At 50.1% G+C, this 24,687-nt stretch carries 22 protein-coding genes, 1 tRNA gene and 1 pseudogene; 11 read left to right on the forward strand and 13 right to left on the reverse strand.

All coding sequences use genetic code 11. The features are described from left to right. Positions 1-6: 6 nt before the first annotated feature. The 5 genes from HV346_RS05375 to folD form a co-directional block, all read right to left on the reverse strand. Positions 7-528 carry a metal-dependent hydrolase gene (locus HV346_RS05375; RefSeq protein ID WP_181622535.1) on the reverse strand — a complete coding sequence of 174 codons (522 nt, stop codon included), beginning with the start codon at positions 526-528 and terminating at the stop codon, positions 7-9. A gap of 72 nt (positions 529-600) precedes the next feature. Beyond that, entirely contained in the window at positions 601-1,617 is a 1,017-nt protein-coding gene (malI, locus tag HV346_RS05380) for a Mal regulon transcriptional regulator MalI (RefSeq protein WP_181622536.1), read from the reverse strand. An 84-nt stretch (positions 1,618-1,701) separates the two neighbouring features. After that, positions 1,702-3,201, reverse strand: a complete 1,500-nt coding sequence (locus HV346_RS05385) for a PTS transporter subunit EIIC (RefSeq protein ID WP_181622537.1) — start codon at positions 3,199-3,201, stop codon at positions 1,702-1,704. 310 nt (positions 3,202-3,511) lie between these two features. Further along, the gene (gene ybcJ, locus HV346_RS05390; RefSeq protein WP_181622538.1) at positions 3,512-3,724 is read right to left on the reverse strand and encodes a ribosome-associated protein YbcJ; all 213 of its coding nucleotides are present in this window, start codon (positions 3,722-3,724) and stop codon (positions 3,512-3,514) included. 1 nt (position 3,725) lies between these two features. Then, positions 3,726-4,592: a bifunctional methylenetetrahydrofolate dehydrogenase/methenyltetrahydrofolate cyclohydrolase FolD gene (gene folD / locus HV346_RS05395; RefSeq protein WP_181622539.1), complete on the reverse strand. Its 867-nt coding sequence runs from the start codon at positions 4,590-4,592 to the stop codon at positions 3,726-3,728. Positions 4,593-4,911: 319 nt separating this feature from the next. Between folD and fimA the strand changes: the two genes are divergently transcribed. The 6 genes from fimA to sfmF all read left to right on the forward strand — a co-directional run bounded on the left by fimA (position 4,912) and on the right by sfmF (position 10,926). After that, positions 4,912-5,475: a type 1 fimbrial major subunit FimA gene (fimA, locus tag HV346_RS05400; RefSeq protein ID WP_181622540.1), complete on the forward strand. Its 564-nt coding sequence runs from the start codon at positions 4,912-4,914 to the stop codon at positions 5,473-5,475. Between the two features lie 69 nt (positions 5,476-5,544). Further along, entirely contained in the window at positions 5,545-6,084 is a 540-nt protein-coding gene (gene fimI / locus HV346_RS05405) for a type 1 fimbrial protein subunit FimI (RefSeq protein WP_181622541.1), read from the forward strand. 43 nt (positions 6,085-6,127) lie between these two features. Beyond that, the gene (gene fimC / locus HV346_RS05410; protein WP_275943327.1) at positions 6,128-6,820 is read left to right on the forward strand and encodes a type 1 fimbria chaperone FimC; all 693 of its coding nucleotides are present in this window, start codon (positions 6,128-6,130) and stop codon (positions 6,818-6,820) included. A gap of 13 nt (positions 6,821-6,833) precedes the next feature. After that, positions 6,834-9,395 carry a fimbrial biogenesis usher protein gene (locus tag HV346_RS05415; RefSeq protein ID WP_181622542.1) on the forward strand — a complete coding sequence of 854 codons (2,562 nt, stop codon included), beginning with the start codon at positions 6,834-6,836 and terminating at the stop codon, positions 9,393-9,395. Next, positions 9,388-10,395 carry a type 1 fimbria D-mannose specific adhesin FimH gene (fimH, locus tag HV346_RS05420; RefSeq protein WP_181622543.1) on the forward strand — a complete coding sequence of 336 codons (1,008 nt, stop codon included), beginning with the start codon at positions 9,388-9,390 and terminating at the stop codon, positions 10,393-10,395. The genes HV346_RS05415 and fimH overlap by 8 nt, the downstream gene beginning before the upstream one ends. A 36-nt stretch (positions 10,396-10,431) precedes the next feature. Continuing rightward, a complete protein-coding gene (sfmF, locus tag HV346_RS05425) occupies positions 10,432-10,926 on the forward strand; it encodes a fimbria assembly protein (RefSeq protein WP_239006286.1) in 495 nt (164 codons plus the stop codon). Positions 10,927-10,977: 51 nt separating this feature from the next. On the opposite strand, the gene fimZ is transcribed toward sfmF, so the two are convergent. The 3 genes from fimZ to HV346_RS05440 form a co-directional block, all read right to left on the reverse strand. After that, positions 10,978-11,610, reverse strand: a complete 633-nt coding sequence (gene fimZ, locus HV346_RS05430) for a fimbria biosynthesis transcriptional regulator FimZ (RefSeq protein ID WP_181622545.1) — start codon at positions 11,608-11,610, stop codon at positions 10,978-10,980. 811 nt (positions 11,611-12,421) lie between these two features. Continuing rightward, positions 12,422-13,135: a LuxR C-terminal-related transcriptional regulator gene (locus HV346_RS05435; RefSeq protein ID WP_181622546.1), complete on the reverse strand. Its 714-nt coding sequence runs from the start codon at positions 13,133-13,135 to the stop codon at positions 12,422-12,424. 30 nt (positions 13,136-13,165) lie between these two features. Further along, positions 13,166-13,879, reverse strand: a complete 714-nt coding sequence (locus tag HV346_RS05440) for an EAL domain-containing protein (protein WP_181622547.1) — start codon at positions 13,877-13,879, stop codon at positions 13,166-13,168. Between the two features lie 298 nt (positions 13,880-14,177). On the opposite strand from HV346_RS05440, the gene HV346_RS05445 reads away from it, so the two are divergent. Continuing rightward, positions 14,178-14,254: transfer RNA gene (locus HV346_RS05445), tRNA-Arg, on the forward strand. A 165-nt stretch (positions 14,255-14,419) separates the two neighbouring features. Here HV346_RS05445 and HV346_RS05450 read toward each other — a convergent pair. The 3 genes and pseudogenes from HV346_RS05450 to HV346_RS05460 form a co-directional block, all read right to left on the reverse strand. Beyond that, complete coding sequence (locus HV346_RS05450; RefSeq protein ID WP_181622548.1) at positions 14,420-15,460, reverse strand: acyltransferase; 1,041 nt, start codon at positions 15,458-15,460, stop codon at positions 14,420-14,422. 518 nt (positions 15,461-15,978) lie between these two features. Beyond that, a pseudogene (locus tag HV346_RS05455) lies at positions 15,979-16,254 on the reverse strand (integrase core domain-containing protein); the annotation flags it as partial. Then, positions 16,241-16,906: a ShlB/FhaC/HecB family hemolysin secretion/activation protein gene (locus tag HV346_RS05460; protein ID WP_181622549.1), complete on the reverse strand. Its 666-nt coding sequence runs from the start codon at positions 16,904-16,906 to the stop codon at positions 16,241-16,243. The gene HV346_RS05460 and the pseudogene HV346_RS05455, both read right to left, overlap by 14 nt. Positions 16,907-17,686: 780 nt before the next feature. Here HV346_RS05460 and HV346_RS05465 point away from each other — a divergent pair. The 4 genes from HV346_RS05465 (at position 17,687) to HV346_RS05480 (ending at position 21,724) form a co-directional block, all read left to right on the forward strand. Beyond that, complete coding sequence (locus HV346_RS05465; protein WP_181622550.1) at positions 17,687-18,703, forward strand: iron ABC transporter substrate-binding protein; 1,017 nt, start codon at positions 17,687-17,689, stop codon at positions 18,701-18,703. Between the two features lie 24 nt (positions 18,704-18,727). Next, the gene (locus HV346_RS05470; protein WP_181622551.1) at positions 18,728-20,302 is read left to right on the forward strand and encodes an iron ABC transporter permease; all 1,575 of its coding nucleotides are present in this window, start codon (positions 18,728-18,730) and stop codon (positions 20,300-20,302) included. Between the two features lies 1 nt (position 20,303). After that, entirely contained in the window at positions 20,304-21,326 is a 1,023-nt protein-coding gene (locus HV346_RS05475) for an ABC transporter ATP-binding protein (RefSeq protein ID WP_181622552.1), read from the forward strand. A gap of 167 nt (positions 21,327-21,493) precedes the next feature. Beyond that, complete coding sequence (locus tag HV346_RS05480) at positions 21,494-21,724, forward strand: DUF1272 domain-containing protein (protein ID WP_181622553.1); 231 nt, start codon at positions 21,494-21,496, stop codon at positions 21,722-21,724. Here the strand turns inward: HV346_RS05480 and HV346_RS05485 are convergent. Together HV346_RS05485 and HV346_RS05490 are read right to left on the reverse strand one after the other, a co-directional pair. Then, the gene (locus tag HV346_RS05485; RefSeq protein ID WP_181622554.1) at positions 21,721-22,587 is read right to left on the reverse strand and encodes an EAL domain-containing protein; all 867 of its coding nucleotides are present in this window, start codon (positions 22,585-22,587) and stop codon (positions 21,721-21,723) included. The two genes, HV346_RS05480 and HV346_RS05485, sit on opposite strands and share 4 nt — an antisense overlap. Before the next feature lie 61 nt (positions 22,588-22,648). Next, positions 22,649-24,586, reverse strand: coding sequence for a methyl-accepting chemotaxis protein (locus HV346_RS05490; protein WP_181622555.1), 1,938 nt, complete (start codon positions 24,584-24,586; stop codon positions 22,649-22,651). Between the last annotated feature and the right edge of the window lie 101 nt (positions 24,587-24,687).

Genomic DNA, 24,687 nt, shown 5'->3' on the forward strand with positions numbered 1-24,687 from the left:
TTGCTTTTATCTCCGCTTCCACCATAACAGCCCCATCAACACGCCCCCCGGCAGCCAGACCCACAGTAATTCAGAGATAATCACTTGATGCCCGTACGGCGTGGCATAACGCGACAGGGCAAATGGCGCGACTTTAATCACCTGCCACGGCGCGAAGAACCGTTCATCTGACCACGGCCAAAGCCAGCCGACCCCTTTGCCGCCTGTCGTCACCGAATCGAGTAAGCTGTGAGAGAGCAGTGAGACCGTCAAAAACAGCCAGCAGCGCATTAGCCCGGCTCTGAACCACCGTCGACCGACCAGGACACAGAGAATTGGCACGATGAACGCAAACAACAACGAATGCGTAAACCCGCGATGGCCGAAAATATTGCCGTAGGCCACACCGAATTTAAACGCCAGAACATCGGCATCCGGCAGCATGGCAAGGACAATTCCGGCAAAAAGTAAACGAGGAGGGATCACTTTAGTGCCCAGGCCTAAGCCCAGACAAAGTGGTACAGCGGCGTGGGTGATAATGGTCGGCATCGTAATAATCCATGGTAAATCATGGAAATATAGCAGTTAATCGGCCTGGGTAACGCGTAGCTAAATCTGAAATTATGCGGATTCCCGTGCGATAAGCTGCCCGGAAAGCGTAATTCGCTGGGTTTGCAGTTCTGGCTCTTTCAGTTTACGAATCATCAGCCCGGCAGCCTGGCGGCCGGTCTCTTCACTGGCTGAAGAGACGTAGGTGAACGACGGAGAGGTGAGATTAACATGCAGCATATCTTCAAAGCCCACCAGTGCGACCTGTTGCGTTAAAAACACATCTTTCCCGACGGTGCGCCCCACATGATGGATCCCGGAAATGGAGCCGATCATCGCATCTGGTGAATGGCAAAGCAGGGCGGTGATGGTGTTGTTTTTCTCCAGCAACTGACGTGTCGCCAAACCTGCAGCCTGGGTGTCGTCGCTACAGGCCGGGGCTGACTCTTCACGATTAACCAGGCCGTATTGTGCCATTGCGCTACGAAAACCGAGCAGGCGCTGTTCGCGAATAAGGCAGCCTTCACGTCCACCAATGTAGGCAATATTGCGGTGACCGCGTTCAATAAGGTAACGGGTTGCCAGGCTTGCGGCCTGGCGGTTATCACGCATCACCAGATTGCAGGGCTCATTCAGCAGGGACTGTGAGACGGCAACCAGAGGTAACGGGCATTCACGGATTTGTGCGGGTAGAGAGGATGTGCGCGTATCCGAGGCCAGATAAATGACGCCAGCCACCCCTTGCTGTTTAAACGAGAGCAGGCAGCGTTCAAGATGTTCGTGGTCGTTAAGCGGTTGACCGAGAAAAACCATAAACCCTTGTTTTTCTAGCTCCTGCACGATGCTTGCCATCACCTTAATGGAGAAGCTGTCGCTGAAATCACGCAGGATAAGGCCGATAAGATTGGAGGTATTGGCGCGAAGATTCGCGGCGGCGACGTTGTGAACATACCCGAGCGTATTGATGGCAGCATGGACTTTCTCAATGGTCGCTTCTGAGATTTTCCCTTTCTGGCGGAGTACCAGCGATACGGTAGATACCGATACGCCAGCCTGCTTTGCGACATCAATAATGCTGACTTTCTTCAAAACCGCTCCCTGAAATTTACCGATTATCAGCCAGATAAGACAACGTCTCCCAGAGTACAGGAGACGTGTCAGTCCGGCATCTTATTATTTGCCGATCATGGTGGACATGGTTTGGGCGATAAACTGTGCTCTGGCTCCAAATATTACCTGGATGCCGTTGTCCCCGACAAAGACCACGCCGCGTGCGCCAAGACCGTTCAGACCATCCTTATCCACCTCATCGCTTTTTGCCACTTCAAGGCGCAAGCGAGTGATGCACGAGCCCACGGAGTCGATGTTCTTCGCGCCACCCAGCAGAGTGATAATCTCGGTCGCAATTTCGGTGTCGGTTTTATCGTCCGTGGTGGTGGTGACTTCAGTACGGCCCGGCGTTTTAACATCGAAACGGCGAATGACGTAGCGGAAGGTGAAGTAGTAAATCAGCGCCATCGGGATACCGATAATGACCGCGTTCAGGAAGTTGGTTTGATAGCCATTAAATGATGGCAGGATCCCAAACGACAGGTAGTCGATAAACCCGGCAGAGAACGATTTTGCAATGTGCGCATGCAGCAGGTACATCGTCATGTAGGCCAGGCCGGCCATAATGGCGTTAAAGACGTACAGGATTGGCGCAACAAAAATAAAGGTGAACTCGACTGGTTCGGTAATGCCTGTCAGGAAGCAGGTTAATGCTGCGGAGAACAGAATGCCGAAGGCGATCTTTTTGTTTTTGGTGTGAGCTTCGTGATACATCGCAAGGCATGCCGCAGGCAGTGCAAACAGCATCAGCGGGAACTCACCCTGCATGAACTTACCGGCATTCTGGTAGGTATCGCTGCTGAAGGATTTTGTCCCTTCTTCCAGCATTTTGAACCAGATAGTCTGGTCGCCATGGATCACCTGGCCTGCCTGGGTGGTGTAGTCGCCAAACGAGTACCAGAACGAAGGATACCAGATGTGGTGCAGGCCAAGCGGGATGAGTGCGCGTTCAACCAGACCGAAGATAAAGGTCGATGCGGCCTGATTATCTCCGTTAACAATAACGGAAAGCGCATCGATACCCGCCTGGATGTGTTGCCAGACGTAGGGCAGCAGCAGACCAAGAACGAAGGATAAAAAAGCGGTGGCAATGGCGACAAAACGTTTACCCGAGAAGAAGCCGAGGAATTCCGGCAACTGCATGGTGTGGAAACGGTTGTAGCACCACGCGGCGAGAATACCGCAAATCAGACCGCCGAAAACGCCCATCTGTAAGGTGGGGATCCCCACGACCATCGCGTATTTTCCACCCTGGGAAGCCATCTCTGGCGTGATGCTGAGCACCGTTCCGATGGTGATGTTTGTGACAAAAACCGACACCGCAGCGGAGAGTGCGGCGATACCGGATTCCGATGCCAGACCCACAGCAGAGCCGATAGCGAACAGCATCGGCAGGTTATCAAAAATGACGCCACCCGCGTTCATCATCAGTGGCAGATGGAATTTATCCCCGAAGGCCAACAGCAGACCTGCAGCAGGAAGGAGTGAAATTGGCAGCATTAATGCGCGACCAATCATCGATAACTTTGACAACGATTTAACAAACCCTGATATCAGACTCATGCTGATTTCCCCCGAGTAGCGCCTTTAATTGGCGCTGTTATTGTAAGTATAACGTTTTAGTAGAACGTTCTACTTATCGTGAGGAAAGTGTGAAATTCGTGCAACTAAATTTTCACTTTTCAACAGATGAAATAGTGATTTTTTGAAGTTGATCGATAATTAACCGCGATGGAAATAGGGAGATTTGTCGGGAGTAGGAGGGGGATTCCCCTCTCTCCCCAAAGGGGCGAGAGAAAAAGGGCCTGATGCGAGGGAGAGTAAAAATAGCGCTGAACAGTCCCCTCTCCCTGTGGGAGAGGGAGCAGACGACTTACGCCGTCACCGTCACACTCTGACCTTCAAAACTCACGGTCTGCCCCGCGACGATCTTGCAACGTTTACGGGTTTCAACCGCACCGTCCACTTTAACCAGACCATCAGCAATGGCGATTTTGGCCTGTGCGCCACTCTCGCTCCAGCCTTCCAGTTTTAGCAGATCGCACAACTCAACGTGCGGGTGTTTACCTAATGCAAATGTGGACATCTTACGCTTCCTCTACGTCGTGATACTCTTCGCATGCCTGCAAAGTATTTTGAATCAGGGTTGCCACGGTCATTGGACCTACACCGCCCGGAACCGGAGTGATGTAGGATGCGCGTGCTGCGGCATCTTCAAACACCACGTCGCCAACCACTTTGCCGCTTTCAAGACGGTTAATGCCCACGTCCACAACAATTGCGCCTTCTTTGATCCACTCACCAGGGATAAAGCCGGGTTTACCCACTGCGACGATCAGCAGATCGGCGTTCTCAACATGGTGACGCAGGTTTTTCGTAAAGCGGTGGGTCACGGTCGTGGTGCAACCTGCCAGCAGAAGCTCCATGCTCATGGGACGGCCAACGATATTAGACGCGCCAATCACCACGGCATTCAGGCCATAGGTATCAATGTTGTAGCGCTCCAGCAGGGTAACAATGCCGCGCGGAGTGCATGGGCGCAGACGTGGCGCGCGCTGGCACAGACGGCCAACGTTATACGGATGGAAACCATCCACGTCTTTATCAGGCGCAATACGTTCAAGGACCTTCACGTTGTCGATGCCAGCAGGCAGAGGCAACTGCACCAGAATACCGTCGATTTCTTTATCGGCATTCAGGGTGTCAATCAGCTCAAGCAGTTCTGCTTCGCTGGTGGTTTCTGGCAAATCGTATGAGCGGGAGACGAACCCCACTTCTTCGCACGCTTTGCGTTTGCTGCCGACATAAATCTGCGATGCCGGGTTGCTGCCGACCAGCACAACAGCTAACCCTGGTGCACGAAGTCCAGCCGCTTTTCGCGCCTTCACTTTTTCCGCGACTTCAGAGCGCACCTGCTGCGCAATCGTTTTACCGTCAATAATCTTTGCTGCCATCAGAGAGAGGATTCCGTCTGTAACGTTTGAAAGGGGGATTGCCTATATTTTGTCAGAAGCGAGCGCCGCTGTCAGTCACCCATTGCGAGATTTCCACATTGGCCCCTTTGCTGATGGCATAAACCCTTTTTTATGTGTGGGCGTTTTCTTAGTGGGAATTAGGATGTAACCAGGAGATATCACAGTGTTTGGACATATTTTTATATTTATTGTTGCGCTACTTTATCTCTCCTGAAATAAGCCTTCAATTAATTGATTGAACGTATTTCTTATTCCCGATTATCGCGGGAAGGGCTTTCTACATTTTAAAGGAATAGACATGAAACTCAGCAATATTGCTTCAACCGTTATTGCGGCCCTGGTGCTGGCCGCTGGTGCTGCACACGCAGAAGATCCTGTAACACCGGTTTATGTTAATGGCGGAACGGTACATTTTAAAGGTGAATTGGTTAACGCAGCATGTTCTGTGAATACTGAGTCTTCCGATCAAATTGTTAATCTCGGTCAATACCGTACGGCGAAATTCACCAAAGTTGGTGACACGACCTCGAATATTCCTTTCAACATCGTACTGAATGACTGTGATCCGCTGGTAGCGAAAACTGCAGCCGTAGCCTTTACCGGTCAGATTGATCCAACTGACAAAACGTTGTTGGCAGTAACGTCCGGCAGCAACGACAACACAGCAAAAGGTGTTGGTATCGAGATCCTCGATAACAAATCCAGCACGCTGACCCCGGATGGCGCGTCCTTCTCCGCGGCGCAGAGCCTGATTCAGGGGACGAACACCCTGAGCTTTACCGCACGTTATAAATCCACTGCAGCCACCACTGAACCTGGCATGGCTAACGCGGATGCAACCTTCGTAATGAAATACGAATAAGCCTTTTCCACAGGGATGTTTCCGGCCTCAGGGAGGAGGCCACTTTCACGCTAAAGCTGAGAATGAAAGATGATCAGGAAAAGGATGCTGCTGGCACTCGCGTTTGCACCATCAGTGATGGCACACACTGTCATCGTGGATGGCGGGCAGGTTCATATCAGAGGCGAACTGGTCAATGGCGGTTGCGCTGTGGCGTCTGACAGCCAACATATGCGGGTCGAAATGGGACAGTACCGGACCAATTCGTTTTCTGGCGTGGGGAGTTTTTCTACGGTCAATGTCCCTTTTGCCATACGGTTGGTGGATTGCAGCATGGATGTCTCACGCAGCGTGGGGATCCAGTTTCAGGGCGTAACGCCAGCGGAAGATCCACAGGTCTTTATCGCGACATCGCGGGCGGGAGAGGCCCCGGTAAACAGTGGCGTCGGGCTGGCCCTTTTTGACGAACAGCAACGGCAGATTATCCCAAATACGGCCCCGACGAGCACATTACCGCTAGAAACGAGCGAGCTTGCTTTTCATTTTAGCGCCCGTTATCGGGCGATTTCCGAACATCTTGTACCGGGCAATATTCAGTCTGATGTCTGGTTTACATTGATTTATCCATAACGCCGTACACACCCGCGAACATATTATTAAAGGTATTGTAGTGATGAACGCCATGTTTAAATCAGGCCTGATCTTCTCTCTTATTTTGATGCTTTTTTCTCTGCCGGCCAGTGCGTCCGGTGGTATTGCGCTGGGCGCAACACGCGTTATTTATCCGGCGGAAGCGAAACAAACATCGCTGGCGATTACAAACAGCAATAAGCAGGAACGTTATTTAATTAACGCCTGGATCGAAAACGATCGTGGTGAAAAAGAAAAAAGCTTCGTTGTTACGCCGCCGCTGTTTGTCAGTGAACCTGACAGCGAAAATACGCTGCGTATTATTTATACAGGCGCACCACTGCCCACCGATCGCGAGTCCCTCTTCTGGATGAATGTGAAAGCGATCCCATCAGTGAATAAGGCCACACTGGAAGGAAAAAACGTCCTGCAACTGGCTATTTTGTCGCGCATTAAGCTGTTCGTTCGTCCTAATAACCTGGCGATGCCGCCGGAAGAGGCGCTCTCTCAGTTACGCTTTGAACGAACGGGGGATCACCTGAAGGTGAGTAATGCTTCTCCGTATTATGTGACGCTGGTTAATCTGCAACTGGGTGGGCAGAAGCTGGATAACCTGATGATTGCCCCTAAAAATTCGGCGCAGCAACGCCTCCCGGCGGCTGCGGGCGGCACGCTTTCCTGGCAGAGTGTGAATGACTATGGGGCGATCACCCCGGCGCGCCGCGTCAGCCTGTAAGCAGAGCCTGGTAATGAACACTCAATGGCGTTACTGCCCGGTAGCTCTGGCTTTGATGACAACGCTCTGGCCGTTTAACGGGTGGAGCGAAAGCTACTTTAATCCTGCGTTTTTATCAGACGACACCGCGAGCGTGGCGGATTTGTCACGTTTTGAACAAGGCCATCAGCAGGCTCCGGGCCTCTATCGCGTAGATATCTGGCGTAACGATGAGTTTATCGGCACGCAGGATGTGCGTTTTGAAGCGGCCACCGGGAGCACCTCTCCTGTTGCAGGCGGGTTATCTCCGTGTATCACGCGTGCGATGCTGGATCGTTTTGGTGTCAATATCACCGCTTTTCCTGAGCTGGCCGCTGTTAAAGGGGAGGCATGTGTTCCGTTGACCACGGTACTTCCTGGTAGCGAGGTGGCATTTAACTTTTCAGCTCAGCGCCTTAACGTCAGCTTGCCGCAGGTGGCATTACAGAACAGTGCGCGGGGCTATATTCCGCCTGAACAATGGGATGAAGGAATTCCGGCTGCGTTGCTGAACTACAGCTTTAGCGGCAATCGGGGCAGCGATGACGACAGCTATTATCTCAGCCTGCAAAGTGGTCTTAACTATGGCGCCTGGCGGTTGCGCAACAATGGCGCGTGGCGCTACACGCAAAGCAATGGCCAGCGACACAATGCCTGGCAGAATATCGGCACATGGGCGCAGCGTACGGTTATCCCGCTGAAGAGTGAGCTGGTGCTGGGCGACAGCAATACCGGTAACGACGTCTTTGATAGCGTTGGCTTTCGCGGGGGCCGCCTCTTTTCTTCCGACAGCATGTATCCGGACAGCCTGCAAGGCTACGCGCCAACCGTGCGCGGTATCGCCCGTACCCCGGCAAAAGTGGTGATTCGCCAGAACGGTTACGTGATTTATCAAAGCTATGTGCAGGCAGGGGCGTTTGCCATCAGTGATTTGAACCCTACCTCTTCAAGCGGCGATTTGGACGTCACGGTCGAAGAGAAAGATGGCAGCCAGCAACGGTATACCGTGCCGTACTCTACTGTGCCTTTGCTCCAGCGCGAAGGGCGCTGGAAATATGATCTGGTGGCCGGGGATTACCGCAGCGGCAACAGCGAACAGGATACACCGTTCTTTACACAGGGGACGCTGATTGCCGGTCTGGCTGAGGGCTACACGTTATATGGCGGGACACAGCTGGCCTCACGGTATACCGCTCTGGCGATTGGCGCGGGAAAAAACCTTGGTGACTGGGGGGCGGTCTCGCTCGATTTAACCCATGCCCGAAGCCAACTGGCGGATGACAGCCGCCATGAAGGCCAGTCGTTGCGTTTTCTCTACGCAAAATCGCTTAACGGAATGGGCACTAACTTCCAGTTGCTGGGCTATCGCTACTCCACGAAGGGGTTTTATACCCTGGATGACGTGGCATGGAACGCCATGGAAGGCTATCAGTACGGTGATAGTAAAGATGAAGATGGCGTGCCGGATGTTCAGAGTTATCACAACCTGACGTGGAATAAAAAAGGGCGCTTTCAGCTCAACATTTCACAGTCTCTCGGGGACTATGGTTCCGTGTATGTCTCGGGTAGCGAGCAGACTTATTGGGGAACCAGCGACTCAAATGTCTGGTATCAACTGGGTTACGCCGGGGGATGGCAGGGCATCAGCTATTCCGTGTCGTGGTCGTGGAACCAGGCGGTCGGTATTAGCGGCACTGACAGGCTCGCATCGGTTAACGTTTCCATACCATTCAGTTTATTTACCCGCCACGGTTACCGCCGCGATAACGCGCTGGACAGAGCTTATGCCACGGCATCGGCCAGCCGAAACAGCGACGGTGATACCAGCTGGCAAACCGGGGTCAGCGGCACGCTGCTGGAAGATCGCAACCTGAGTTATAGCGTGACGCAAGGGCATACCAGCACGAACGGGACCAGTGGGAGCGCCAGTGCTAACTGGCAGGCAACCTATGGCACGCTGGGGATGGGGTATAACTATGCCCGCGATCAGCATGACCTGAACTGGCAGCTTTCCGGTGGCGTAGTGGGCCACGCCGACGGTGTCACCTTTAGCCAGCCGTTAGGGGATACCAACGTCCTCATTAAAGCGCCGGGTGCAGCGGGGGTTAGTGTCGAAAACCAGACCGGGGTAAGAACCGACTGGCGGGGTTATGCGGTGATGCCCTATGCCACGGTTTATCGCTATAACCGCGTAGCGCTGGATACCAACACCATGAGCAACAACACCGATATTGAAAATAACGTAAGCAGCGTTGTCCCGACTAAAGGTGCGTTGGTTCGCGCCAGTTTTGATGCGCGTATTGGTGTACGAGCCTTGCTGACGGTGAAACGCGGCAATCAGCCTTTACCTTTTGGCGCAATTGTGCGGGAAACGCAAAGTGGCGTCACCAGCATGGTCGGGGATGATGGACAGATTTACCTGAGTGGGTTGCCGCTGGAAGGTGAACTGCTGATCCAGTGGGGCAATGGGGCGGGTTCGCAATGCCGGGCATCTTACCGACTGCCAGAAAAGAGCCTGCAACAGGCGATCACACTTAAGGAGATCCGCTGTGATTAAGATTCGCTACCTGATGTTGACGCTTCTGGTTGTGTTGCCTGTGACAAAGGCAATGGCCACTGTATGTGTTAATGAAAAAGGCGTCCCAACCGATGTGTATTACGATTTAACGGATACCTTTAACAGTTCGAATAATCAGGTTGGACAAGTTGTCACGCTTAGCGAGAAGTCGCAATGGGTGGGAGTTAATGCCGTTTGTCCAAAGGGGACGTCGGGGAACACCACCAAGCGCAGCTATGTGACGGATTTCCCGGTGACGGGGACCATTGATGGCTATCAGTACCTGAAGCTGAATGAGTATCTGGACGGGGCGATGAAAATCACGGACAGCTATTCTGGCGTGTTTTACCCCCCGAAGAATTACATTCAGATGGGGAGTCACCCCAATGTCTCCAAAAATCTGCCGTTTGGGGTTCAGGATTCAAGCCTGGTGTTCCGTCTTAGGGTAACGCGGCGTTTTATCAATATGGTGGTGATTCCGCGTGAGACGATGTTCCGTGTGTATGTCACAACGACCTCCTCGGATCCGTTGAGCACTCCGGTCTATACCATCAGTTACAGCGGGACAATTCAGGTTCCGCAAAGTTGTACCATCAACGCCGGTAGCATTGTGGAGTTTGATTTTGGAGATATTGGCGCGTCGTTATTCAGTAAAGCCGGGGCCGGCAATCGCCCGGAAGGGATTGCGGCGAAAACAAAATCGATCGCCATTAAATGCACAAACGTGGAAGCGAATGCTTACTTAACCATGCGTATTGAAGCGGAAAAAGTCTCCGGCAGTGCGCTGGTGTCGGATAACCCGGACGTGGGATTTGTGGTGGCAAATGCGTCCGGAACACCGCTCACGCCGAATAATTTGGGCAGTATTATTCCCTTCCGGCTGGACGATAACGCGTCTGCGCAAGTCGGGATTATGGCGTGGCCGGTGAGTATTACAGGCAATAAACCGGCTGAAGGACGATTCACCTCGCGGGGTTACTTGCGTGTGGATTACCAGTAAGGAGGCGTCATGCATAAAGTGATTGTTGCGGCGGGGATGATGGCCTTCTTATGGCCGCGTCTGGCGCTCGCTGAAACGCCGTTGGGAGAAATCAACATTCAACTCTATGGCAACATAGTGGATTTCACCTGTGTGGCGGAGGGCAGTGACAGCGATAAGTCTGTTACGTTGGGTACGTGGCCAACGAAACAACTCAGCACCACGGGGAGCCGGACGCAGCCTGTCTCATTTACTCTAAAGCTAAGCGGATGCCCGCCCGGTTCCGCCTCTATTACCTTCTCGGGTAAGGCTGACGGCAGCGACAGTCGTTTGTTGGCGCTGAACGATGGCAGCCAGGCCAGTCACGTGGCGGTGGAGATTCGTGATGGCGATAAAACGCCTCTGGCATTGCAACAAGCCAGCCAGGCGGTAGAGGTTGATGCACAGGGAAATGCGATGCTGTCGTTTTATGCCAATTATATAGCTACTGCAGATAATCCTCAGCCAGGCCGGGCTGATGCTGATGCAACCTTTATGATTAATTATAATTAGGGCTGACCGCACTCCCTGCCACTTGTGTAAGTGGCAGGGAGTGAATTCAGGTTAAAGTAGCTCGTGGGTCTTGGCGTAATCAATTAACTCCACAATGGTTTGCACACCCAATTTAGAATAGATATTGGATTTGTGTGCGCTTATCGTTTTGTTACTTAGCAGTAATTGCTCCGCTATCTCTTTATTTGACAATCCATTTGCCAGATAACGGAGCACCGTCACTTCCCGGTTTGATAATGGCATATCAGTGGATATTCCATCCCGAGATCCAAGATGATTTATAAAGCTCAAGGTTTCTGAAGGGAAAAATGAATAGCCATTCAGCAACATGTCGACCGCACTGTAGATATCGCCCAAATCTTTTCGTTTACTGACAAAACCATTTGCTCCGGCACGAATAGCACGCCCGGCATAAAAGGACTCCGATTTTGATGACAGGAATAGAACTTTGATGTTTTTGTTTAAGTTCTTGATTCTCTTAAGTAATGAAAAGCCATCAGTTCCCGAAAGTTCAATGTCAAGGATCACCAGATCAATCGCATGGTTGCGTATGCAGTCAAGCACTTCATGGCTATCACCTGACTTAAGTTTGATCACGATATTTTTATTTTTCTGTAGCAGGACTTCTATCGACATTCTGACGATAGGGTGTTCGTCCATAATGATAACGGATGCCGGTTTCATTTTATATGCCTCAGATTGTTAAAAGCGTTGTGCTGAGCTTTTGCTAAAACTCTCGGAAAGCCGGAAGGATAATTATGTAGATCCTTATACGGTAGTATTTCCCTGGAAAGAACGAAAGCATCCTTGTTAGCGTAGCGATGGAATCAATGCCTCAGCGTGGTTATGTCATTTGGCTGGTAATAGCAAAAAGTTTTTTCTTATTCATGTTTGAAACACGTCTTATTATACCGTGTAAGTTTTCTCCGAAAAGCCTGTAAATTACTATTGGTTTATTGATGGATATTATCTTCTGGATTGGAAGATCTATTATTTTAAATTTGGATAAATTAACCTGTTATTCCATTTGTATTGGACTTTCATCTTCATGTAATAACAAAAAATAACACATATCGCTGTGTGTTGATCAAATGTTAATAAAATAGCGGTCCGATCCTGAGCCTTTTTCCCGACATAAAGGGATCCAGATCTGGCTACAGGGCGCAATACCTTCATCTGAAAGCAATAGGCGTCAGCGAAAAAAAATTGCTGTCTGAACAGCAGGATATGCTGTCTATTCCACAGTGTCATGCCAGCCATTATCGGTAATATGCTTGTTTTTAAATCGTTATCATCTCTTAACCGAATAGTTATTATCTTAACGTATGGATAAAAATACTGCTTTTTAGGATTTTGTCGGTTTTTCGCTTTGTTTAACCTGGTAAATTAGGAATAGTTGTAATATGGAGTGCTTTGTTAAAAATCAACACAAAATTAACATGCTGTGTAAGTAATTTCTTAAAGGTCTTTAGGAATTAAAGGCTTAATTCATGTGTTAAAAGGTAAAGTCTGAGAGATTATTGAGAAGATGCAGGAGTTGCTGACGGTGGTGTAAACCCAATTTATCCAGAATACAGCCCAGGCGATAAACGACACGGCTATAGGGGCGGTTTTGCGCCAGCGCGATGTCGCGTAACGATTTTCCGCGAGAGAGTTCCTGTAATACAGGCCATTCATCCCGGGAAAACCACTCTTTATTGATCCCCGGAGGTTCGTCTTCAAGAAGCCCCTGCTGAATGACGGCTGCTGGCAACTGGCGTTCGAGAATCTGAAACGGCCCCGCAGCTTTGCAGAAGAGCCGGGTATCGTAATCATCAGCACGGATCAACAGATGCGGGGTGAGGAAAGGGGGGTAAAGACTGTATCTGCGCAACTGGTCCAGCATCTCGATAAGCGTTGTCGTGTTGCTGTCGGTATCCACAACCAGCCGCGCTGATGGCCATAGCTCAAGTGCATTAAACGCAGGTTCCAGCGTTTCGTAGTCGTAGCAGTTACTCAGGGGATATTGCCCATGCAGAAAACCGGCACGCAGGAAATTATCCTGAGTAACCAGGATAATGAAGGGGGCATCCGTTTTGCGCGTCTGGTTAACTGACTGGCTCAAAAATTCGAGACGATCAAAAAAAGGCAGGCGAAGAGGCGAGTGCGCAAATCCCAGTGAATCACTCCCTGTGCGACGTCGCCTGTATCGGCGTACTGTCATGCGCATCGTTTTCCTCCTGGCGATGACCGTTTAATTCTACGGCCACTGCCTGGATGGCCAGTGATATCCCTGGCCCAGTCCCGCTCCTGCCTGCAGTGCAAATGCATGATCCCTTTTTGTCTCAATTCCTTCGATAAGCACCTGCCCGGCAATCTGCGAACAGAGATTCACCAACTGCGCAAGCGCAGGGGTTGCACGTAATCTCCAGAACGCCATTTTATCGATCTTGATCCCGCTCAACGGTAAACGGCAGGATAAAAATGGATGTATTGATGTTTCATCAACGTCATCCAGCCAGATCCTGTGGCCCTGAAGGCTCAATTGTTGCAAATGCCTGACAACACATTCTCGTAGCGGCATAGGCAGTGCAAAAAGAGAGGTCGGTTCGACGATTTCAATGTTTAGCCGTGGGCCGCCCCGACGCAGCAATCGCTGGAAAGCGTCCGTCAGGGTGAAGACAGTTATCGGCAGATTGATAAAAAGCGTATGGCCCGGAGGGGAATTTTTAAACGTGGCGAGTTGTGCCTCAAGCAACAAAAGTGATTGCTCAGGAGACTGCTCCTGAAAGAAAGGTTCACTTTTACGGTGAGGGGAGAGCACGCTGAGCACTTCGACACCGACAGTGCGTGAGGATGCGAGGGCGACGATAGGTTCCAGTTTGATACCGGTGATGTCGCGAGAAATTCGGCGTAACCGGCTGATATCGCCATTTGGCGGAGAGGTCTTCCATATCAGGTTTAGCGCTGTCACTCCATTGTCCTGTTGTTTGCCGGCCTCCAGGCGGCCGGGATACCACAGGAGAGTGTGACTGTACGAGAAACGTGAAAACAGCAGGCGTTACTTAATTGTGACCAGGCTTTTTCGCAGTGATACTTGCAATTCGAGGAGAAAAGAAAGGGGGATAAATGTTGAAAAAATCGACGTATATACAGGCGACTAGCGGCGATAAGAGGAGAAGAGTGGTAATCGTGCCAAAAGGCATTGACTCACCTGCTATTGACCGTATAATTCCACGCGTTTCACCGCCACGAAGTTTACTCTTCTCAGTGCGCCCTTAGCTCAGTTGGATAGAGCAACGGCCTTCTAAGCCGTAGGTCGTAGGTTCGAATCCTACAGGGCGTACCATTAAATTTCAATAACTTATGACTCATTTACTTCCTTCATATTTCCGCCATGGGACATATTTGGGACATCAACCCCAAAAAGCTTCCTGTGCTGGGTGTGCCCAGAATGCGACTATGATGAACCTATCTGAATGTAATTAGCCCACCTGATGGTGGGCTTTAAATATTATTGATTAGTCTGCTGCTGAGATGACATCATTCTCATTAGCATATGTCTTGATTTTTCAAGATTCATTTCAACAAGATAATAAAATGCTGCCCCTACAGCAATGGCAGAGGCTAAAGCGATCACAGCATACGGTATGCTATATGAATGATTTCTTGATATCTCGACAAATATTATGTAATGGAAAAGATATATCGAGAAACTCCACTTGCCGAGGTATGTTAAAACCTTACTCCTCATCACTTTTCCCCATACCCCTCTCCCGTTGATAAGCAACATCAGCACAACGGACCATCCCAGACTCAGAGCCACGAACTCCCTTCCCAGATAGTCAGTCATAGGTACGCCAAACAGATAATTAAGCACGCCAGGCGAAGCGATTATCATAGCGATAAAGATCGCGGTAACTATAAAGTCACTGACTTTCTCATTCACGTTAAAATCTCTGTTCACATATAATGTCGCAGCCATGATTCCGAACAGGAAACACGGCAGATACCATGTCGTATATGATGTGTACTCAACGCTAGAAGGAGTTTTTGACTCAGGGAAAAAGAACTGGTGAGCAGCTATTGAAAAAATGCAGAAAATAATAAAAAGAGATGATTTATTTAACTTTCTGAATATATAAAAATATATAAATGCAAATACAGGAAGTACAAAGTAGAACTTAAATTCCACAGGGATTGTCCACATGTGGTAAAAGCCTATATCAAATGCAATGACACTTGGTATTTTTTCAACAGGGTAATATCCAGCATAACAATATATTGTTACTGCAATTGCGAACAAAGGAAGAATCCTGATGACACGGCCCACACAATATGATGTAAGTTCTCTGGCAGAAAATCCCTTGTAGAAGAATTTATACGACAACAAAAAAGCACTCAGAACAAAGAAAAGCCAAACTCCATACTTCCCCATTCCTGATATGTATGGTGCTGTAGACGGGAACAGCATTGCTGATAGGTGCTGAGACAGAACGATTAACACGGCAACGCCGCGTATTCCATCTGCCGCATTCAAATGCCTGGACTCCATTTGTTTATCCATAATTCAATAAATTAAAACGATGCGTGATAGTGTACATGCCACATGTGCAGATCATCCAGTAATGATGACCATTGATCTTCTCCCGATTTGTAAACACTGTATGCATGAACAGTACACGCGTACATCATTAACGATGCGCGGGTTGGAGAGTTTGATGATTGTCCGGTGATGTGAGACAAAAATGGGACGCAAAGGCTTTTATATGCCTTTCGACCAATTTCTATCTTTTTCGAAGATGGGACGTGTGAGCGCCGTGGTGATGGGGTAAGTTGTTGTTAGCTCAGATAGTTCCAGGAACTTCTAAGCCGTAGGCCGTAGGTTCGAATCCTACAGGGCGTACCATTAAATTCAGTAAGTTACGCAAGTTTCAATCCAGTCTGATTTTCTCCTTGTACCGTATTTGTGTCATGATTATCAAAAATGGCATCTATTTTTTTGCCAGCCTGATTGTAAATAGACCCGTTTTAGTTCCATGCATTTTTTGAGATCCCGGCCAAATAATGGTGTTATCGATATTCCTCCGGCATCATATTGTTCAGTGATTCATGCGGGCGTTCACTGTTATATTCTGACAACCATTTTTCCGTGATTTCCCGTACTTCATTCAGCGTTCTGAACAGATAAAAATCGAGTATTTCCGTACGGTATGTCCGGTTAAAGCGCTCAATGAAAGCGTTCTGCGTCGGCATACCCGGCTGGATAAATTCCAGTTTTACTGCACATTTCTCTGCCCATTCAGCCAGTGCCAGAGAGATAAATTCCGGGCCGTTATCCATGCGAAGCATAGCGATCTCCTTCGTTGGCAGATTGATTATGCCGGATGATCTCTAAAAGTGAATGGTCCGTTTTGCCGGGATACTTACATAAATTTTCCAGACCTTGTTCAATATCGCGTAAATCGAGTCGCGCACCCGGTTTAGCCGGGAAGCTATTTAATAGCGAAACATAACGTCCGCTTTGTGGTGTGAATTTCACATGCCGGACAGTGCCTGGTAAAATAATAAGAGTAAGCTTACCTGAATTAAGATTTTGCTTAGGTGCAAGTATTCGCGTTGTGACATAACCGTGATTGACAAGTCGGTTTTGTAATACGCTCATTAGCGCATTAATCCCTTTTCCACCGAGGCAGTGACCTGTTGCCTGATCGGCAAGTTTCTGAAGCGGCAGCCAGTGGGGTAATTTTTCACGTGGCTGTAGCGTTACCTGCCGGATAGCGAAACACGGTATTTCATCAGGGAAATCAATTTGTTCTGAGATGACGTTCTTGGATGAAAGTCGTACGTCATGCACGGGCGGCGTCAGTTGCGCTTCGCGGGCTCGCTGGCTTTCCTGCTGGCGAATAAGCTGTTCGTCAGCTAATGGGGCGCTATATCCAGAGGGAAGGACAGAAAATAAAATGACGCTGCTATAAAGGGCGGGCTGAATCACACGCACGAAAAATTCCTTTTAATTTTTATATAATTATTGGCTAATAATCCATAATTTAGCCGATGGCAAGATAATGAAATTGCTCCACTGGAGTAATGTTCTTGTGCAGGCGTTAATAATAAGACTGGCCGACAGGCTGAGTAGGCTATTAAGAGATTTAATCATTGTCAATTCGTTATTTTTAGGAAGGGAATGCAAAAGGTTTATTTGGGGAGCGAATTAATTATTATGATGAATATGTCCTGTATTAAATTTGGGAATAATGTTTCTCATTGAGTGGGACTGTTGTTGCCTCTTTTGCCGTCCTGTGACGTGGATGACGACGATGATGTCAAAACAGACCTTTCACGAAGCGCAGGTAGCCAGTGACTGACAAGCGAATCAGAAGAAATCTGCGAGTCTTAGACAGCTTGCATGTGTAACGGTTTTGTATCAAAACTCACTCGTGAGAAGGTAAAAAAGGGGAGGGCAGTGGAGGTCAAAGGATGTGTATTACGGCCCTGGGCACAGTATTTCAGGGAATACATGCGTTAAATAAGAAGGTCCAAAATAAATAGAGTGCTAATGAATTTAGGTAATATTTCTTCACCTTAAGGCTTTCCTAATATTTTATTTGAACACTTTTTCTAATTGGATTTTTATCACTTTAAACCCAGCTATTAAAGTATTTTACACTTTTACGATTTATGTTGAGTGATAGTAATTATCATTAGCGTTTTTATATGCTTTAATCTTTTTCACTCGACTGTATGTTGTTATTCACCTGGGCTTATTAAGGATATTTCCATGAATTCTCGCTTATTGTCATGCTTTTCTCTCGCCTTATTATCGTCTTCAATTCTCCTTTCAACTCAATCAGTTGCAGCAGAGAATAATGAAGGCATTGTGGTGTACAACGCGCAACATGAAAACCTGGTGAAGTCGTGGGTTGATGATTTTACGAAAGAAACCGGTATTAAGGTGACGCTGCGTAATGGTGGTGATAGTGAGCTGGGGAATCAGCTTGTTCAGGAAGGAAGTGCATCTCCCGCGGATGTCTTTTTGACAGAAAACTCGCCGGCAATGGTGCTGGTCGATAATGCAAAACTGTTCGCACCATTAGATGCGGAAACATTAAAGCAGGTTCCTGCGGAATATCGTCCGGCTCATGGTCGTTGGATTGGTATTGCGGCACGTAGCACCGTATTTGTCTATAACCCTGAAAAACTCAGTGAAAAACAATTGCCTCTTTCTCTGATGGATCTGGCAAAACCTGAGTGGAAAGGGCGTTGGGCTGCGTCTCCGTCAGGGGCTGATTTCCAGGCGATTGTCAGCGCGATGCTGGAGCTGAAAGGTGAAAAGGCCACGCTGGAGTGGCTCAAAGCGATGAAAGCCAACTTTGTTGCCTATAAAGGTAACAGTACCGTGATGAAAGCGGTCAATGCGGGTCAGATTGACGGCGGCGTCATCTATCATTATTACCGTTTTGTGGATCAGTCCAAAACGGGTGAAAACAGCAAAAACACCCAGCTTTACTACTTCAAACATAAAGATCCCGGTGCATTTGTGAGCCTCTCTGGTGGTGGTGTTCTGGCTTCCAGTAAGCACAAAGAGCAGGCGCAGGCATTCATCAAATGGATCACCGGTAAAGAAGGACAGACATTGCTGAAAACCAACGACGCGTTTGAATATGCCGTGGGTGTTAATGCAGCGTCCAACCCGAAACTGGTTCCTCTGAAGGATCTGGATGCGCCGAAAGTTGAACCGTCTTCGCTCAACAGCAAGAAAGTCATCGATCTGATGACGCAAGCTGGTCTGCTGTGATCCAACGGGTAAAGTGAACGCCTTATGTCTGGTCTGAGTCTCACCCTCGGTAAAAATAGCCTGCGCCAGCCCGCGCGCAGGCGTCCTGCTTTGCCGATGGTCGCGTTAGCGGTGCTGTTTTCATTACTGGCGCTTTTGCCTTTGGGTTTTATTATTGCCACAGGCATAGAGACCGGCTGGGAAACCATTAAGGCTCTGGTGTTTCGCCCGCGTGTTGCTGAGTTGCTCAGCAACACGCTGTGGCTGGCCGCGCTGGCGGTTCCCGGTTGTATTATCCTGGGCGTGGCAATTGCCTGGCTGACGGAACGTACCACGCTGGCGGGCCGTCGGGTATGGTCTGCGCTTGCGGTCGCGCCGCTGGCAATCCCGGCGTTTGTCCAGAGTTATGCCTGGGTCAGTGCTGTTCCTTCGATGCATGGCCTCTCTTCTGGCATTTTTCTCTCTGTTTTGGCGTACTACCCGTTTATCTCTATGCCGGTGGCTGCGGTGTTGCGCCGTCTGGATCCTACGCTTGAAGATGTCGCCGCTTCGCTAGGAACACCGCCCTGGCACGTCTTTTTCCGCGTGGTGTTGCCGCAGTTAAAACTCGCGATCTGCGGTGGTGCGCTGTTGGTCGCGCTGCATTTGCTGGCAGAGTATGGCCTGTTTGTCATGATCCGTTTTGACACGTTCACCACTGCTATTTATGACCAGTTTCAGTCCACTTTTAGTGGCCCGGCAGCCAATATGCTGGCAGGGGTTCTGGCGCTGTGTTGCCTGGCAATACTTCTTCTGGAAGGGGCGACACGTGGCAAAGCGCGCTATGCCCGGATTGGTGCGGGAGCCGCGCGTGAGCAAAAGCGCTGGCCGCTGAGTCGCACTATGGCTGTGCTGGGGCAATTGCTGTTTATTGTATTGATCGTTCTTGCGCTGGGCGTTCCGCTGGGTGTGCTCTGCCGATGGATATGGCTTGGGGGCATTCAAAACTGGATGAGCGCCGATCTCTGGTTCTCCCTGCGCCAGACGCTGATGCTGGGGCTGGGGGGCGCGGGGTTGACGACAGTATGCGTTATTCCCATTGCCTGGCTGGGGATACGTTACCCGCACCGCCTTTTCCGAATGCTGGAAGGGTGTATATACATCACCAGTTCACTGCCGGGGATTGTAACTGCTCTGGCGCTGGTCACCGTGACCATTCATTATGCGCGCCCCATCTACCAGACAGAGGTAACGCTTTTTCTCGCATACCTGCTGATGTTTATGCCCAGAGCACTCATCAACCTGCGTGCCGGGATTGCACAAGCACCGGTTGAGCTGGAAAACGTTGCGCGCAGTCTGGGCAGTTCACCCGCGAAAGCCTTATGGAGCGTAACGATGCGTCTGGCTGCACCGGGTGCGGCGGCAGGCGCGGCGCTGGTGTTCCTGGGGGTCAGTAATGAACTGACCGCAACGCTGTTGCTCTCCCCACTGGGAACACGCACGCTTTCAACCGGTTTCTGGGCGCTTACCAGTGAGATCGATTATGTCGCCGCAGCGCCTTACGCCATGCTGATGATCCTGATCTCGCTGCCGCTGACCGGTATTCTTTATATGCAATCCAAAAAAATCGCAGGGCTTTGACATGCTTGAATTAACGTCGATCTCGAAATCCTTTGCTGACGTGCAGGTACTTGTGGATCTCAATCTGACTGTTGCCCCTGGCAGCAGAACCGCGATTGTGGGGCCCTCTGGCTCCGGTAAAACCACGCTGCTGCGGATCCTTGCCGGGTTTGAAACGCCGGACACGGGCCGTATTGTCATGCAGGGAAGAACGCTGTTTGACGAAGGGCTGTTTGTCCCTGCGCATCAGCGCGGTATTGGATTTGTTCCGCAGGAAGGTGCGTTGTTTCCCCATCTTAATGTGGTGGACAATATTGCCTGGGGGCTAAGTGGAACCCGTCAGGAGAAAAAACAGCGTGTCATGGCGCTGATGGAGATGGTTTCGCTGGACCGGGAGCTTGCCACACACTGGCCGCATGAAATATCCGGAGGGCAGCAGCAGCGTGTGGCGCTTGCTCGTGCACTGGCACAGCGTCCTTCGCTGATGCTGTTAGATGAGCCGTTTTCTGCCCTTGATACCGGGCTTCGCGCAATGACGCGCAAAGCAACAGCCGATCTGCTTGCCGAAGCTGGCGTTGCGTCTATTCTGGTGACGCACGATCAGAACGAGGCTCTGTCATTTGCCACGCAGGTCGCCGTGATGCGTGCCGGTCGGTTTACCCAGGTGGGTACGCCTTTTGAGGTTTATACGCAACCGGTTGATGAAGAAACCGCACTGTTCCTCGGTGATGCGCTGGTGCTTCCCGCACAGTTTTCCGCTGGACGAGCACGATGCTTACTGGGCGAGGTCCTTACGGACCCTGCGCAGGGAAAGGGGCAAGGGCGGGTGATGCTGAGACCTGAACAACTGGTCATTACGCCATGTTCACCACATGAAAGCGTAATCTCGATTATCGATGTTGATTTTACCGGGCATTTATCAACGCTCACGCTTGCGATACCTGGCGAAGCCGTTCCGCTGACGCTGAAAACAGTGAGTCAAGCGGGCTGGCATCCTGGTGCGTCGGTGCGCATTGATATCACCGGTAAGGCGCAGGTTTTTTGACGCAGACTTCGCCTGAAACATTGCCCACCAGTCGGGTGTGATAAAAGAATAACCTTGATTTATTGGTATATTCTGAGGTTCTCAGCCAGGCTAAGAGAGCCAATATCTGAAGACGAATTGCAGTATGACGCCCCTTTGTCCGAAAGGGGGTATTCCCGGAGACTTCGATGCTTGAATTACGCCCCAACTGTGAGTGCTGTGATTGTGACCTACCGCCAGCATCAAGCGATGCCCGGATCTGTTCGTTTGAATGTACCTTTTGTGTCACCTGCGCGGAGGGAAAACTGGCCGGTATCTGCCCAAACTGCGGTGGAGAATTGGTCCGCCGCCCCATCAGGCCTGCGGAAAAACTGATAAACAACCCGGCCTCCACCCGTCGGGTGTCATCCTCGCATTAACAGGCATACTCACGTTGCTCAGCCACCATCCTGATCAACTCATTTGCCGGAATCGGCCGACAAAAATAATACCCTTGCAGGAAGTCGATATTCTTCGCCCGTAAGTAGTCAGCTTGGGCCTGCGTTTCCACGCCTTCAGCGATGATGGTCAAATGCATTTTTTTCACCAGCTCGATAAGGCTGTCAACCAGGCGAGTATCGCTGTTTTCGCCAATCTGGCTGACGAATAATTTGTCAATTTTGATAAATTCAGGGTTCAGGGCGTAAATGTAAGAGAGATTCGAATACCCTGTTCCAAAATCATCCAGTGCGACAGAAATATCGGATTTTCTTAAAGTCGCAAACCACTCGCTTAGCTGTGGTGTGAAATGCATTGGGTGTCTTTCCGTGATTTCGATAACCAGATGAACGTGACTGGCGGCGAGTCGGTGCAAAAGCTCGACAGTATCTTTCTCGAAATGGGGATCGAAACAATTATGGGCGCTGAGGTTAATGCAGATATACAGCCCGTCAGGGAAAAGCTGAATCTGATGCTGGAGATCTGAAATAACCTGCTGTATCAACTGGTGAGTCAGCGGCGCAATAAGGTTATTCTCCTCCGCCACAGGGATGAAAATATCAGGTGAAATGTAGCCATAAAGAGGGTGTTTCCATCTGGCGAGCACCTCCACGCCGGCGATCTTACCTGTTTTCCCGTCGATAAAGGGCTGATAAAACGGCACGATCTGGTGCGAATGGATCGCGAGGTTCAGAGCTTTTGCTGGCGGAATAAAGGGTGAGAGTCGTCGCCTGCCAAAAAAACGCGCCAGGAAAGCACTGAGACCTGAAAGCGTTGCGGGTGGGTTTTTGGGTAAAGTATTCATGGCTTACCTTCATTTCGCTTCCGCCCGGAAAGCGTACTTTTTCCAGGCGAGAGGTTCATTATCAGAATTTAACCCAGTCAGCCTGGTCGTTGGTTTGGACACGTTTAACGGCGGCAGTGTTGGCGATGTTTCTTCTGCTCATTCTGCGTCGTTCATCGCGCCCCTCCGGATCTTTTGATACCTGGAATATAGCGACCACATTCTCAAGCTGTATGGCCTGCTCTTCGAGTGAACCCGCAGCAGCGGAGGACTCTTCCACCAGAGCCGCGTTTTGCTGTGTGGTGGTGTCCATCTCAGCCATGGCCTGTGCAATTTGTGAAATACCCCGGCTTTGTTCGCCGGTGGCAGCGGCTATTTCGTTCATGATGTCGCGTACCTGGGCCACTGACATCTCGATTTTAGACATCGCATCGCCTGCGTTTTCCACCAGGCTAAAGCCGGTATCCACATGGACGACAGACTCCTTAATCAGGCTTTCGATCTCTTTTGCCGACTGAGCGCTACGTTGGGCGAGCGTTCTTACTTCGGCGGCGACCACAGCAAACCCTTTTCCCTGGTCGCCAGCCCGCGCGGCTTCTACGGCGGCATTCAGTGCCAGAATATTGGTCTGGAATGCGATGCTGTTAATCACGGTTGTGATTTCAGAAATCCGGTGCGAACTGCTGCGCACGTTTTTCATGGTGTCGATGACTTTCAGCGAGATCTGGCTTCCTTCGCTGGCCTTCTGCGATGCTTCTTCGGTCAGCAGGCGCGCATGGTTAGCATTTTCCGCATTTAGCGCAACGGTTGAGGTGAGTTCTTCCATGCTGGCAGCGGTTTCCACCACAGCGGCAGACTGTTGTTCCGTTCGTGCGGAGAGATCCATATTGCCGGCGGCGATTTCAGTCGAGGATTGCGAAACGCTGCTCACTCCATTGCGAACGTCGATAATGATCTTCTTGAGATTCTCGTTCATCTCAGAAACCGCCTGCATTAGCAGGCCAGGCTCATCACGGCGGGTGCTGGTTAGCGTGCTGGTCAGATCGCCTTTGGCGATTTGTTCCGCGACACGCAACGTTTCACTGAGTGGCCGGGTGATTGATACGGTAATGCCCATTGCCAGCAAGATGCCTAAAGCAATACCTGCCGCCGCAACAGCGCTCATTTGCATCTGGACGCTGTCGACGGTATCAGCAACTTTTTGTTGCTGGCTGGTAAAAAGCGCCTGAATGGCCTGGGTTAATGCCAGTGCTTTGCCGGTTAAGGCTTCAGATAGCGTCGACTGAGCGGTCCAGACCTGTTTAAAGTTTTCCAGTTCGGCAGCAATTGACTGCATATCGGTGATGCCGGTCTGTAGCCAGGGTTTTTGATCCTCCGCGACGACTTGTAAAAGTTGCTCTGAATCGGCTTTGGCAGCGGCGATGCGTGTCAGAATTCCTTGCCTGAGCTCATCTGTAGGATGTTGTTTATACAGTGAAACCTGGGAATCGATGTCGCTCATAATAAAAGCAACCTGCGCAGCAACCAGCGTCTGCTGAGGAGGCAGAGAGTTGCCCCGGCTTAATCTGGAGGCTATCTCTGAGTTATCACAGAGATTTTTTGTGTCGAGTTTACGTTCGCTCTCTTTTTTGGCAGACAGCGATTTGGTGAAGGGGGTAAGCGTTTCAATGTAGCTGTTCACGGCATTTACCGTGGCATCAACGGCCGCTTTGCCGCCTGGTTCCCATGTCAGAGAACTTAAGTCTGTCACTAATTGCTGCATATGCTGCGCGGCAGCATTCGTCTGATCCAGGTACTTTTGATCAAGCGTGTATTGAAAATTGGTGCGCGCCAGGCGTACCACCGACAGCGTGTTAAACAGGTCTGCAGTGTGACCATTTTTTACAACCTTGTCCTGAATGTTGAGTAAGCCAACGAGCCCAGAAGCCAGGATAGCAAGGGTAGCCAGTAAGATGGTTGCAAAGCCGAATGATAATTTTCTGCTAACGTTTAAATTTAAAAAACGGTTGAGTATTCTCATATATTATTCCCGCGTCGACGAATGTCGATTAACAATATTGTTGTGCTATGTCTCTGAACATTGAGAAATTAATTGGTGGTTTCGGGAAGATGAGAAAAAAA

This window comes from Enterobacter sp. RHBSTW-00994, assembly GCF_013782625.1.
Lineage (GTDB): Bacteria > Pseudomonadota > Gammaproteobacteria > Enterobacterales > Enterobacteriaceae > Enterobacter.